The organism is Komagataeibacter sp. FNDCR2, assembly GCF_021295395.1.
Lineage (GTDB): Bacteria > Pseudomonadota > Alphaproteobacteria > Acetobacterales > Acetobacteraceae > Komagataeibacter.
In genome coordinates this window covers 1,241,119-1,255,214 of the sequence record NZ_JAIWOU010000001.1, presented here as the reverse complement: position 1 = coordinate 1,255,214, position 14,096 = coordinate 1,241,119, and the positions used below count along the sequence as shown (strand labels likewise).

9 protein-coding genes and 1 pseudogene are annotated in these 14,096 nt (G+C 64.9%); 8 read left to right on the top strand and 2 right to left on the bottom strand.

From position 1 onward, the window contains the following. Nucleotides 1-8: 8 nt before the first annotated feature. On the bottom strand, nt 9-1,325 hold the full coding sequence (locus LDL28_RS05965) for an MFS transporter (protein WP_233057650.1): 1,317 nt from the start codon (nt 1,323-1,325) through the stop codon (nt 9-11). Nucleotides 1,326-1,375: 50 nt separating this feature from the next. Next, nucleotides 1,376-2,743 carry a C4-dicarboxylate transporter DctA gene (gene dctA / locus LDL28_RS05960; protein WP_233057648.1) on the bottom strand — a complete coding sequence of 456 codons (1,368 nt, stop codon included), beginning with the start codon at nt 2,741-2,743 and terminating at the stop codon, nt 1,376-1,378. A gap of 250 nt (nt 2,744-2,993) precedes the next feature. On the opposite strand from dctA, the gene LDL28_RS05955 reads away from it, so the two are divergent. The 8 genes and pseudogenes from LDL28_RS05955 to rplA all read left to right on the top strand — a co-directional run bounded on the left by LDL28_RS05955 (nt 2,994) and on the right by rplA (nt 13,995). Beyond that, on the top strand, nt 2,994-4,316 hold the full coding sequence (locus LDL28_RS05955; RefSeq protein WP_233057647.1) for a DNA recombination protein RmuC: 1,323 nt from the start codon (nt 2,994-2,996) through the stop codon (nt 4,314-4,316). 52 nt (nt 4,317-4,368) lie between these two features. After that, nucleotides 4,369-5,109: a response regulator transcription factor gene (locus LDL28_RS05950; RefSeq protein ID WP_233057645.1), complete on the top strand. Its 741-nt coding sequence runs from the start codon at nt 4,369-4,371 to the stop codon at nt 5,107-5,109. After that, a pseudogene (locus LDL28_RS05945) lies at nt 5,099-6,495 on the top strand (sensor histidine kinase). The gene LDL28_RS05950 and the pseudogene LDL28_RS05945 overlap by 11 nt, the downstream one beginning before the upstream one ends. Before the next feature lie 161 nt (nt 6,496-6,656). Beyond that, on the top strand, nt 6,657-9,845 hold the full coding sequence (locus LDL28_RS05940) for an efflux RND transporter permease subunit (protein WP_233057643.1): 3,189 nt from the start codon (nt 6,657-6,659) through the stop codon (nt 9,843-9,845). Next, entirely contained in the window at nt 9,842-11,128 is a 1,287-nt protein-coding gene (locus LDL28_RS05935) for an efflux RND transporter periplasmic adaptor subunit (protein ID WP_233057642.1), read from the top strand. Before LDL28_RS05940 ends, LDL28_RS05935 begins: the two co-directional genes overlap by 4 nt. Continuing rightward, nucleotides 11,125-12,753 (top strand): efflux transporter outer membrane subunit, encoded by a 1,629-nt coding sequence (locus LDL28_RS05930; RefSeq protein WP_370636248.1) that lies wholly within the window; start codon nt 11,125-11,127, stop codon nt 12,751-12,753. Before LDL28_RS05935 ends, LDL28_RS05930 begins: the two co-directional genes overlap by 4 nt. Nucleotides 12,754-12,859: 106 nt before the next feature. Beyond that, nucleotides 12,860-13,294 carry a 50S ribosomal protein L11 gene (rplK, locus tag LDL28_RS05925; protein WP_233057640.1) on the top strand — a complete coding sequence of 145 codons (435 nt, stop codon included), beginning with the start codon at nt 12,860-12,862 and terminating at the stop codon, nt 13,292-13,294. 5 nt (nt 13,295-13,299) lie between these two features. After that, a complete protein-coding gene (gene rplA, locus LDL28_RS05920; protein WP_233057638.1) occupies nt 13,300-13,995 on the top strand; it encodes a 50S ribosomal protein L1 in 696 nt (231 codons plus the stop codon). Nucleotides 13,996-14,096 lie beyond the last annotated feature (101 nt).

The window sequence follows — 14,096 nt, the reverse complement described above, 5'->3', positions numbered from 1 at the left end:
CGGGAATGTCATGGCCGGGGCGCGCTATTGTCCTGCGTGATACGGTCATGCCCCGGCAGGATGAACAGCACGGTCAGCAGCGAGCAGGCGATGCAGCCCGTCACGTACCAGTAGAACAGGTCCTCATGCCCGATCTGCTTGAACCATAGCGCCACATATTCCGCCGTTCCGCCGAATATGGAAACCGTCAGCGCATAGGGCAGCGCGACACCCAGCGCGCGTACGCGGGTGGGGAACAGTTCGGCCTTCACGACCGCATTGATGGATGTGTAGCCCGAAATGCCGACCAGCGCGACCGTGACCAGCACGAAGGCGGCCAGCGGTGACTGCACGGTGGATATGGCCCGCATGAGCGGTACGGTAAACAGGCAGCCCAGAATACCGAAGGACAGCAGCAGCCGCCACCGCCCCACCCGGTCGGACAGCGCGCCAAAGGCAGGCTGGATCAGCGCGAAGACCACAAGCGACGCGGTGGAGATGAGGGTGGACTGCTCCCGGCTCAGCCCCACGGTGTTGACCAGGTATTTCTGCATGTAGATCGTGAAGGTATAGAACGCGACCGTCCCCCCCAGCGTCAGGCCGCACACGCCCAGTACCTCACGCGGGTGGTGCAGCAGCACGCGCAGCCCGCCATGGGCCGTACGGTCGCGCGCGGCGGTGCTGAACTGCTCGCTTTCCGCCATGCCACGGCGGAACCACAGGATCGACAGCGCCAGCAACGCCCCGATGCCAAAGGGGATCCGCCAGCCCCATGCCCCAAGCTGCGCCGAACTGAGCATGACGAACTGCAACACCAGCAGCACCACGAGGGCCAGCAACTGCCCCATCACCAGTGTCACGTACTGGAAACTGGCATAGAACCCGCGCTGCGCCGGGGGTGCGATTTCCGAAAGGTAGGTGGCGCTGGCTCCGTATTCGCCACCCAGGCTCAGCCCTTGCAACAGCCGCGCCAGCAGCAGCACGCTGGGGGCGACTACGCCAATGCGTTCATAGGTCGGGCACAGGGCGATGGCCAGCGACCCCGTGCACATGGCCATGATCGACAGGCTCAGCGCCGCCCGCCTGCCGTGGCGGTCCGCCATGAGACCCATGAGCCACCCGCCCACCGGGCGCATGAGGAAGCCGATGGCGAACACCGCCGCGCTGCGCAGCAGCTCCGTCGTGGCGTTGCCCGGGGGAAAGAAGGCATGGGCAAAATACATGGAAAATGCGGCATAGACGTACCAGTCGTAATATTCGATCAGATTTCCGGCTGAACCCGCAATAATGCTTCGTATTCTCTGGGCGGTGGTCAATGCGCCGATCTGCGGCTGGAAAACAGGCATGATGGGAAACCTATGGACGCAAGGGGAGATCGGAAAAGGAAAAGGGCGGCCTAACCCGCCGGGCGGGAGCGCGCGGGCGTGTCGAGACTGGTGATGACGGGTGTCTGGGCTTGCGTATCGCTGATGCGGCCGGACAGGGCCGCGGCCAGGCGTTCCGTATCCAGCGCGCCTTCCCAGCGGGCCAGGACGACGGTGGCCACCGCGTTGCCGATGATGTTGGTCAGCGAACGGCATTCGGACATGAAACGGTCGATGCCAAGGATCAGCGCCATGCCCGCCACCGGCACGTCGGGCACGACCGCCAGCGTCGCCGCCAGCGTGACAAAGCCCGCGCCGGTCACGCCCGCGGCCCCCTTGGAACTGATCATGGCCACCAGCAGCAGGCTGAGCTGCTGGCCCAGCCCCAGATGGACATCCGTCGCCTGCGCGATGAACAGCGCCGAGAGCGACATGTAGATGTTCGTGCCATCCAGGTTGAAGGAATAGCCCATCGGCACCACAAGCCCGACGACCGAGGGCGCGCAGCCCGCGTTTTCCATACGGGTCATGAGGCTGGGCAGGGCTGATTCGGACGAACTGGTGCCCAGGACGATCAGCAGTTCCTCACGCAGGTAGGCCAGCAGCGGCAGGATGCGAAAGCCGTTCCACCGCGCGACACCCCCCAGAATGACCAGCACGAACAGCGCGGACGTGGCGTAGAACGTGGCGACAAGAAAGGCGAGATGCACGACGGAGCCGATGCCGAACCGCCCGATGGTGAACGCCATGGCCCCCAGCGCGCCGATGGGGGCGGCATACATGACCAGCCGCACCACCCCGAATACAAGCTGCGTCAACTGCCGCAGCAGCGTCAGGATCGCCTGCCCGCGCGCGCCCATGCGTGAGAGGCTGATGCTGAACAGGATGGCCACCAGCAGCACCTGCAGGATGTCACCCGAGACGAAGGCGCTCACGATCGTATCGGGAATGATGTTGAGCAGGAAATCACCGAAGGAATGCGCCTGCGCCTTTGCCGTGTAGGCGGCGACCGCGTGCGCGTCCAGCGTCGCGGGGCTGGCGTGGATATGCGCGCCGGGCTGCACGATGTTGGCCATGACCATGCCCACCACCAGCGCCAGTGACGAAAAGGTAAGGAAATACGCCATGGCCCTGGCCGCAAGCCTGCCCGCCTGCCCCAGGTCGGACAGGCTGGCCACGCCGGTCACCACCGTCAGGAATATGACCGGCGGGATCACCATCTTGACCAGCCGGATGAACGCATCCCCCAGCGGCTTGAGCGCCACCGCCGTATGGGGGCAGAAATGCCCCAGCGCGATCCCCGCCACCACCGCGATGACAACCTGCGCGTACAGGCTGCGAAACAGGGAACCGCCACGCGCGCGCTGGCCCTGCGGGCGGGTCTGTGTTTCCTGTGGCATGTGGATGGTCCTCAAGAACGGTTCGTTTGCACGCGCCATGGACGGGACGCGGCAGGGGCATGGGTGGGGTGTCGCCTGCGTGATAATCGGTTTTGACGCCGCGCGAACCTCACAATCGGGTCGGATGCGGCGTAGTCCGCTCGGTGCATATCACGGTTGCCATATATTCCAAAAAAACATGAAGGCTTTACATTGTCGGTATGACAGGGCACGGACCTGATTTGTTCTTTCTTATGGGAAACATCCTGCCATGTCCGATATGCCCGCATCTGCCGTCGTCTGGATCGCAATGCTGTGCGCGGGTGTGTCGTGCCTGATTTCCCTGGTCGTGCTGCGCCGTGTCACGCAACTGGCGGGCCTGCAGGCGGATGGGGATGCGCTGGCGCGGCTGTGTATCATGATGGAGCGCGAGACCGCCGCCCGCGTGGCGGAAAACGACGTGCAGCGCGCCCGCATGGCGGAGATGGAACGCGCGCTTTCCACCCGGCTGGACCAGCGCCATCAGGAAATGACGGAAACCTTCAACCGCATCGCCCGCATGATGGGCCGCGACCTGTCCGAAATGCGCGTGACCCAGGCTGAATCCCTGCGCGAAATGGCGGAGGAGGGCAGGCGGCAGGGCGATGAGCTGCGCGCCGCCGTGAACGAGCGCCTGCACCAGGCGGTGGAAAAGCAGATGCAGACCTCCTTCCAGCGTGTGCTGGAGCAGATCGGGGCGATGCAGAAGGCAATGGGCGAGGTCTCGGCCATGACCGCGCAGATCGGCGATCTCAAGCGCCTGTTCGCCAACGTGAAGACCCGGGGTGGCTGGGGGGAGTCCCAGTTGCGCACCATCCTTGATGACGTGCTGCCCCAGGGCGCGTACGAAACCAACCGCCGCCTGCGCGATGACAGCCGCGAAGTGGTGGAATTCGCGGTCCGCATGCCGGTGCGCGCCACCGTGGCCCCCGTGCTGGCCATTGATTCCAAATTCCCGACCGAAGCGTATGAGCGGCTTTTGCAGGCGGTGGAGGACTGCAACCCCGATGCCGAGCGTGCGGCCCGCCGTGCGCTGGAAACCACGCTGCGGATCGAGGCGCGCAAGATCGCGACCAAATACATCGTCCCGCCCGTGACGGTGGAGTTCGCGGTGCTCTATCTGCCCACCGACGGGCTGTACGCGGAGGTGGCGCGGATTCCCGGCCTGCTGGATGAGATCGGCCGCGCCTATCGCGTCATCGTGATGGGGCCGGGGCTGATGCCCGCCATGCTGCGGACGATCCACCTGGGCTACGTGACGCTCGCGCTGGAAAAGCGCACCGATGACATCGCCCGCCTGCTCGGGGCCACGCGGCAGGAAATGCTGCGCATGGACGGCGTGCTGGAGAAGCTGGCCCGCAATGCGTCCGCCATGTCCTCCTCGATTGACGAGGCGCGCAGGCGCACCGGCGCCGTCACCCGCAGGCTGCGCGAACTGGATGTGGACACCCGCGCCGACACCCCCGCGCCGGATGGTGGAACCACGCCACCACGCCAGACGGACATGATGCCCCAGTGGGGAGATGACGGGCCACGGGAGGCCGGGCATGGCTGAAAACGATTTTAATTGGCCCGCTTCCGGCCCGCGCGGCATAAGTGAAGGGACCATGAACGCGCCATCCGAAATCACCCCCCCTGAACCCGTGCCGTCGCCCACGCCCCGGCCCGTGGCCGCGCCGCGCATCCTGCTGGTCGAGGATGACAGCAAGATCGCGCAGGAAGTGATCGAGGAACTGGAAAGCCGCGGCTTTCATGTCCAGCACGAAGCATCCGGGGCGGCGGGCCTGTCGATGGGGCTGAGCATGCATTTCGATGTCATGATCGTGGACCGCATGCTGCCCGAACTCGATGGCCTGACGCTGATCGAGACCCTGCGCGAGCGCAAGGTCCATGTGCCGGTGCTGGTGCTGTCCGCCCTGTCGGCGGTGGATGACCGGGTCAGCGGGCTGAAGGCGGGCGGCGACGACTACCTGACCAAGCCCTTCGCCATGGAGGAACTGGCCGCCCGGCTCGAGGCCCTGCTGCGCCGCCCGGACAATTCACGCCAGACCATGCTGCGCGCGGGACCGCTGGAAATGGACCTGATCGAGCGCACGGTCATGCGCGAGGGCGTGCCGATCGAGCTGCTGCCACGGGAATTCCGCCTGCTGGAATATCTCATGCGCCGCCCCAACCAGGTGCTGACGCGCAACATGCTGCTGGAGGATGTGTGGAATTACCGCTTCATTCCCCAGACCAACCTTGTGGACGTGCATATCGGCAAGCTGCGCCGCAAGATAGATGAAAGCGGCAGGCCCGCCCTGATCCAGAGCATCCGGGGCGCGGGGTTCATGCTGCGTGTTTCGTAACGAGCTGTTCCGCACCGCCACCTTCCGCCTGACGCTGGCGGTGGTGGCGGCCATGATCGGATCGGCGGCGTTGCAGTTCTTTTTCGGCTACAGCCAGGCCAATGTGTTCGAGGCCCGGCGTTCGGACATGCTGCTGCTGCGCGAGGCCAGCATCCTGCAACATGAAACCCCGCAGGAACTTGAACAGCAGGTGCGCGACCGCGCGACTGATGACCTGCGCATCCTGCTCAACGTCACCACCCTGTTCGACGCCGCCCAGCACTATATCGTGGGCGACCTGCATAGCTGGCCCACCGGGCTGGTGGCGGACGGGCATGTCCATGTCATCGAACCCGAAGCGATGGAGGGCGGTTCATCCACCGCGCTGCGCATGGTCGCCGTACCCGTGCAGGGGGAGCGTTACCTGGTGCTGGGGCGCAGCCGGCACATGCGCACCGAACTGCGGCTCATGATGCGCCATTCCATGCTGGTCTCGATCGTGCCGACCGTCCTGTTCGCGCTCATGACCGGCATCGTCCTGAGCCACCGGGCCCTGTCGCGCGTCAAGGACATGCATGAGGCGATCGACCGCATCATGGAGGGCGACCTGCACGAACGCCTGCCCGCGGGCAGGCAGAACGACGACCTCCAGCGGCTGGCGGGCAGCGTCAACCGCATGCTGGACGGCTGGAGCAGTTGCTCGATGAAATACGTGACGTGGGCAACGACATCGCCCACGACCTGCGCACGCCGCTGGCGCGTGTGCGCGCGCGCCTTGACCGCGCGCTGAACGCGGACCATTCGGCCCAGGCGCTGCGCAACGTCATGTCCCACACCATCGACGACCTTGACCAGTCATTCGCCATCATCACCGCGCTGCTGCGCATAGGCGAGATCGAGAACGGGCGGCGCCGGGCGGGGTTTGGCGTGGTCGATCTCGCCGCGCTGGTGGCGGATATCATCGATCTGTATGAGCCCATAGCCGAGACCAAGGGTATAGTCCTTTCCCATGAGACGGGTGGGGAGCCGATACACGTGCAGGGTGACCGTGACCTGCTGATCGAGGTGCTGGCCAATATCGTGGACAACGCCATCAAGTTCACGCCCGAGCGCGGACGGGTGGAGATCCATACCTGCATGAACGAAGGGTGCGCCATACTCCGCATAGCCGATACCGGCATCGGCATTCCCGCCGGGGAGCGCAAGGCGGTGACGGGGCGCTTCTACCGTTCGGACAAGAGCCGCCACATCCCCGGCAGCGGGCTGGGGCTGAGCCTGGTGTCGGCCATTCTGGCGCTGCACCACGCGCGTCTCGAGATCACGCAGTCGCGTGTGCATGACACGCTGCCGGGGGCTACCATGAGCATCGTTTTCCCGCCGGGCAGCGTGGTGACGCCGGGAAACTAAATTGAAATTTCATTTGCCACCCGTTGCACCGCCATTAACACCAAAAGGACAGACGGGGAGATAGAGATGCGAGAAGACCACCTGTTCCGGGCGCGGCCGGCATGCGGCGCGCGGCCCGCGACGAGGGGTAGGCCGCTCCAGCGGAGGATGACGGGTCGCGCATGAACGGTATTGTCGTTACCGCGCTCAAGCGGCCCTATACTTTCGTTGTCCTTTCAATCCTGATTGTCGTGTTCGGTGTGCGGGGCCTGCTGCGCACGCCGACGGACGTGTTCCCCAGCATCAACATCCCCGTGGTCGCGATCTGCTGGACCTATACCGGCCTCATGCCCGAGGACATGTCCGGCCGCGTGGTCTATTATTACGAACGCGCGCTCACCGCCACGGTGAACAACATCGAACATATCGAGAGCCAGTCCTATTACGGGCGTGGCATCGTCAAGGTGTTCTTCCAGCCCGGCACCGACACCGCCGTGGCGCAGACCCAGATCACCTCCGTCTCCCAGACCGTCATCAAGCAGATGCCCGCGGGCATGACGCCGCCGCTGGTGCTGACGTACAACGCCTCCTCCGTGCCGGTGCTGACCTTGCAGGTCTCGTCCGATTCCATGACGGCGTCACAGATTTACGACATGTCCTCCAACCTGATCCGTCCGGCGCTGGTGTCGGTCGCGGGGGCGGCCATTCCCAATCCGTACGGGGGGCAGCCGGGCAATATCATGGTGGACCTGGACCAGAGCAAGCTGCTGGCCCATGGGCTTTCGGCCACCGATATCGGCAATGCGCTGGGCAAGCAGAACATCGTGCTGCCCGCGGGCGACCAGCAGATCGGCGCGTTCGACTGGATGGTCCAGACCAATGCCTCGCCCGATGAGATCGACACGTTCAACAACATGCCCATCAAGCAGGAAGGCAATTCCGTCGTCTATCTGCGCGATGTGGCATGGGTGCATGCCGGCGGGCCACCACAGACCAACATGGTGCTGGTCAAGGGGCATCAGGCGGTCCTGATCGTCATCATGAAAAGCGGCGACGCCTCCACGCTGTCGGTGGTCAGCGGGATCAAGGGGCTGCTGCCCTCCATTGTCAGGACGCTGCCGCCGGGGGTCGACATCACCGTGCTGGGCGACGCCTCGACCTTCGTGAAGGAGGCGGTGCGCGACGTGGTGCAGGAAATGGGCACCGCCGCCCTGCTGACCAGCCTGGTGGTGCTGCTGTTCCTGGGGTCATGGCGATCGACCGTCATCATCGCCACCTCCATCCCGCTGGCCATGCTGTGCTCGGTCATCGGGCTGGGGGCGGCGGGGCAGACCATCAACGTCATGACGCTGGGCGGGCTGGCGCTGGCGGTGGGTATCCTGGTCGATGACGCGACCGTCATGATCGAGAATATCGACGCGCATCTGGAAATGGAGAAGGATCTGGAAACGGCCATCATCGACGCCGCCAACCAGATCGTCATTCCCACCTTCGTCTCCACGCTGTGCATCTGTATCGTGTGGATGCCGCTGTTCCAGTTGACCGGCGTCGCGGGCTGGCTGTTCATGCCGATGGCCGAGGCCATCATCTTCGCCATGATCGCGTCGTTCATCCTGTCGCGCACGCTGGTGCCCACCATGGCGAAATACATGCTCGCGGCCCAGGTGGCGGCCCATGCCCGCGAAAAGGCGGAGGGCGGCCATCACGCCCCGCGCAACATCTTCGGTCGCTTCCAGCAGGGATTCGAGAGCAGGTTCGTCACGTTCCGCAATCGCTACCGCGCCCTGCTTGAGCACCTGCTGTCCATCCGCAGGCATTTCGTGCCGGTTTTCGCGCTGGCGGCGTTCTGCTCGCTCGGGCTGCTGGTCTTTGCCGGGCAGGACTTCTTTCCCGAGATCAATTCCAACGCGCTGGCCATCCACATGCGCGCGCCCATGGGCACCAAGATCGCCGAGGCAGGCAAGATCGCCATGCTGGTGAATGACGAGATCGAGCGCCTGCTGCCCAACCAGGTCGAGGGGATCGTCAATAACTGCGGCCTGCCGTTCAGCCCGCTCAATCAGGCCTTCATTCCCACGCCGACCGTCGGCGCGCAGGATTGCGACCTGACAGTCACGCTGAAGAATGACGAAGCCCCGGTGGCCGAGTTCCGTGGCATCCTGCGCAAGGGTCTGGCCCAGAAGTTCCCCGGCACCGAAATCACCTTCATGCCCGCCGACCTGACGGCGAAGATCCTGAATTTCGGCCTGCCCGCGCCGCTCGACATACAGGTCTCGGGCCGCAACCTGTACGCCAATTTCGACTTTGCCCAGAAACTGGCGGAAAAGCTGCGCCACGTGACCGGCATCGCGGATGTGTCGGTGCAGGAACCGCTGAACACGCCCACGCTGCGCGTCAACGCCCGGCGTACCTACGCGCTGGGCACCGGCCTGACCGAAGCGGATGTGGCGAACAACGCGCTGGCCGTGCTGTCGGGCAGCGGGCAGGTGGCGCCCACCTACTGGCTGGACCCCAAGACGGGGGTTTCGCATCTGGTGGATATCCAGACCCCGCTCCAGTTCCTCCAGACCATGAACGACCTGGAGACCATTCCCATCGACAAGGGGGATGGCAACCCCGGCGACCGGCCGCCCCAGATTCTGGGCGGGCTGAGCCAGATCGTGCAGACCGGCACGCCGGGCGAGGTCTCGCATTACAACATCATGCCGGTATTCAACATCTATGCCTCGAACGAGGGGCTTGATCTCGGCGCGGTCTCGCGTGAGGTCAACCGCGTGGTCAATGCGGCCAGCAAGGAACTGCCCGCGGGTTCCAGCCTGGCGGTGCAGGGGCAGGCCGCGACCATGAACGGGGCCTATGCGCAGCTTATCGGCGGTCTCGCCATGTCGATCCTGCTCGTGTACCTCATCATCGTGGTCAACTTTCAGTCATGGATGGACCCCTTCATCATCATCACCGCGCTGCCCGGCGCGCTGGCCGGGATCGCATGGAGCCTGTTCCTGACGCATACCGCCCTGTCGGTGCCGGCCCTGACGGGGGCGATCATGTGCATGGGCACGGCGACGGCCAACTCGATCCTGGTCGTCTCCTTCGCGCGTGAGCGGATGGATGTGCATGGCGACGCCGTCCGCGCCGCGATGGAGGCGGGCTACGAACGTATCCGCCCGGTGCTGATGACGGCCTCGGCCATGATCATCGGCATGCTGCCCATGTCCCTGAGCAATTCGCAGAACGCGCCGCTGGGCCGGGCCGTCATGGGGGGGCTGCTGGTGGCGACCTGCGCCACGCTTTTGTTCGTGCCCTGCGTGTTCGCGCTGATCCATTCCCGAAAATCCAAGAAGACCGCCATCCGTGAAGGAGAGCATGCATGACCGCCTCAGGGGAAAACCAGACGCCGCGCCGCTCCGGGCGTGGGCGGCTGTACGTCGCTGTTGGCGGGATTGTACTGGCCGCTGTGGTGGTGGGCGGGATCGTGGAGCGCCGGGTCCATGTTGCCCACCTGAAGGCGGCGGCGCAGGACGCGGCCATACCCCGTGTGCAGGTCATCATGCCCGAAAGGGGGCCGAAGACCCGCACGCTGGACCTGCCGGGCAATATCTCCGCATGGTACCAGGCGCCCATTTACGCGCAGGTCTCCGGTTATGTGCAGATGTGGTACAAGGATATCGGGGCCAAGGTGAAGGCGGGTGAAATCCTCGCCACCATCGACACGCCGGGGCTGGATGCGCAGTACGCGGCGTCGAAGGCGAATTTCGATGTCGCCATGGCCCGCTACCGCCTGGCCCAGATCACGGCCCGGCGCTGGCGCGCGTTGCAGGGCACGCAGGCCGTGTCGCAGCAGGAAGTGGACGTGCAGGTCGCCGATGCCGAGGTCAGGGAAGCGGAAGTCGAGGCCGCGCGGCATGAGGTCTCGCGCTACGCCGCCCTGATCGGGTTCAAGCAGCTTGTCGCGCCATTCGACGGGGTGGTCACGTCCCGTCTGGCCGATGTGGGCGATTACGTGAACGCGGGCGGGGGGGATGTGTCTTCGCGCGGGACGGCGACCGAGCTGTTCAGCGTGGCCGACGTGCATCGCATGCGTATCTTCGTGTCCATCCCGCAGGATTACGCGGACATCATCAGCCCCAAGCTGACGGGTGATGTGTCGGTGCCGCAGTATCCGGGCAGGATATTCCAGGCCAAGTTCCTGGCCACCGCGCGGGCGTTCAACGCGGGCACCCGCACCGTGACCACCGAACTGGTGGTGGATAACGACAAGCATGAGCTGTGGCCGGATTCCTATGCCAATATACATTTTGTCGCACCCGGAGACCCGGATATCCTGATAGTTCCCGAAGGCGCGCTGGTGTTCCGCGCGCAGGGCATGCAGGTGGCTGTGGTGGACGAGGACAACCGCATCCGCCTGCGTAATGTGACGGTGGGCACCAACCTGGGTACGAAGGTGCAGATTCTGGCCGGGATCGGGCCGAAGGACCGGATTGTGAACAACCCGTCAGCGGGGCTGCTGGAAGGCCAGAAGGTCTATCTGGTCGGGGCCACGCCGGGATATAACGACGCCGGGGCCACGGCCTCCCCCGGTGTCGAGAAGGGAGACGACGTGCGGGCCATGCCAGCGGGAGACAGTAATGCGAATGACGCGGGGGTGCGTCAATGAATGCAGCACCGCGTAGCCGGTTCTTGCTCCCTTTGTCCCGTCGCATGGTTTCGCTTGCTGGCTGCGCCGTTCTGGCCGGCAGCCTTGGCGGGTGCGTGGACCTTGCCCCCAGATATCGCCACCAGCATTACCTGCTGTCCGATGACTGGAAGGGCGATGGCCTCATGCAGTACGGCAACCCCAGCGACGCCGCGCCAAGGGGGGACTGGTGGGCCGTGTTCAATGATCCCACCCTCGATGAACTTGAAGAGCGCGCCAGCCGCCTGAACCCCAACCTGCAGGCGGATGCGGAAACCTTCACCCAGGCGCGCGACATCGCGGCGGAGGCGCAGTCCAACCTCTACCCGCAGATCACCGGCGGGTCATCGGCATCGCAGAACCAGGCGTCCCAGCACCGGCTGTGGCGTGGCGCGGGGTCGCAGGGGCCGACCTACATGTCGTCCGAGCAGTACAGCGCCACCGCGCGCTGGGAACCGGATTTCTGGTCCTCCATCCGCAACCGCAGGCGCGTGCAGCAGCGCATGGCGCAGGCGGCGGCGGCTGATTTCGCGACCGCGCGGCTGAGCATCCAGTCCGAACTGGCCAATGACTACATGCAACTGCGCGGCATGGACGCGCAGCATGCCGTCTATCTCGACTCGATCCATTATTACGAGACGGCGGTGCAGATCACGAAAATGCGGCAGGCAGGCGCGATCGCGGCGGGAATCGACGTCTCGCGCGCGCAGACCCAGCTTTTCTCCACCCAGGCGGCGGATACCGACCTTCAGGCCCGGCGCGCGGTGATGGAGCATGCCATCGCCATTCTGGTCAATGTATCCCCGGCTGACTTCCATATCACGCCCCGGTCACAGATCAGCTTCCCCAAGGTCAGGATTCCGGTGGGCATTCCCTCCACCCTGCTCGAACGCCGCCCGGACATCGCCAGCGCGGAGCGGCACATGGCGGCGGCCAACCGGGCCATCGGCGTCTCACGCGCGGCCTTCTATCCGCATGTAACCTTCAGCGCGACAGCCGGTTTCATGGATAACGGCTTCACGCTCGATAAAATCGCGAATGGCATGTACAATTATGCCGCGCAGGCGGTCCTGCCCCTGTTCCAGGGCGGGTTGCGGCGCGCGGAACTGCAACGCAACTGGTCACAGTACCGCCAGTCGGAAGATCAGTACCGCGCCACCGTGCTCGATGCCTTCAAGGACGTGGAGGACGGGCTGAGCATGACGCGCGGCCTTGACGTGGAGGCAGGCCAGCAGGCCGAGGCGGTGCAGGCCTCCATGCGCACGCAGAACATGACCATGCAGCTCTATACCGGCGGCCTGACCAATTACCTCGATGTGGTGGTGGCGCAGGTGGCCGCCCTTCAGGCCCGCATTGCCGAGGTGCAGGTGGAAACCCGCTACATGCAGGCGCAGGTGGAGCTTATCCGCTCGCTCGGCGGGGGCTGGACCACGGCGCAACTGCCGAACAACAAACAGATCCGCCCGTTCTCGCCGCTACAGTACACCCATCTGTCCATGCCGACGCCGGTCAAGAGCGTCAGCGTGGATAACGGACCCGAATCCCGTGACCTGTCGGGCAAGGGATTTCATGACGGGGACTTGACAGGCACCCCTAAACAGCGGTAGGTGCGCGCCTCTTATCGGAACGCGGGAGGTCGCGCGCCGCGCCCCACCGGGGCGTGGGCCGGCCACCAGAACCGCGGTCCGGGTGAAACAGTCAGGAGCCCCGGATATGGCCAAAAAAATCGTTGGCTACATCAAGCTGCAAATCCCCGCCGGCAAGGCGAATCCGTCCCCGCCGGTTGGTCCGGCACTGGGTCAGCGCGGCCTGAACATCATGCAGTTCTGCAAGGAGTTCAACGCAAAGACACAGGGTCTCGAACCCGGTATGCCGATTCCCGTCGTCATCACCGCGTATGCCGACCGTACCTTCAGCTTCATTACCAAGACCCCGCCGAACACATACTTCCTGATGAAGGCGGCCAAGGTCTCCAAGGGTAGCTCCACCGTGGGCAAGGCCGCGTCCGTCGGCAAGGTCACGCTGTCGCAGCTGCGCGAGATCGCGGAACAGAAGCAGAAAGACATGAACGCCAACGATATCGACGGTGCCGTGCGCATGCTGGCGGGTTCCGCCCGCTCCATGGGCCTCGACGTGGTGGAGGGCTGATTACAATGGCAAAGAACAAGCGTCTGACCGCAGCCCGCGCCGCTGTCGATACCAGCAAGCAGTACGGCCTTGATGAGGCCATCACCCTGGTCAAGAACAACGCCAAGGCGAAGTTCGACGAGACGGTCGAGATCTCCATGAACCTGGGCATCGACCCGCGTCATGCCGACCAGATGGTCCGTGGCCTGCTGTCCCTGCCCAACGGCACGGGCAAGACCCTGCGCGTTGGCGTGTTCGCCCGTGGCCCCAAGGCCGAGGAAGCGAAGGCCGCCGGTGCCGATGTGGTCGGTGCCGAAGACCTGGCCGAAAAGGTGCAGGCTGGCGAAATCGCGTTCGACCGCTGCATCGCGACGCCGGACATGATGGCGCTGGTCGGTCGTCTGGGCAAGATCCTCGGCCCGCGTGGCCTCATGCCCAACCCCAAGCTGGGCACCGTGACCATGGACGTGAAGGGCGCGGTTTCCGCCGCCAAGTCCGGCCAGGTCGAGTACCGCGCCGAGAAGGCCGGTATCGTGCATGCGGGCGTTGGCAAGGCTTCGTTTGACGGATCCAAGCTGGCCGAGAACATCCGTGCGTTCGTGGACGCCGTCCAGAAGGCCCGCCCGACGGGTGCGAAGGGCACGTATGTGAAGAAGATCGCCCTGTCCTCCACCATGGGGCCGGGTGTTACGGTTGATGTGTCCGCCTTCACGGCGGGCTGACATCGGCTGAAGAATGACCTCGCCCCGCAAGGGGTGGGGGACAGGGGATGGGAGGCTCGCCTTCCATCTTCCGAACCTGTCCATGACCGGATGTGGCGAAA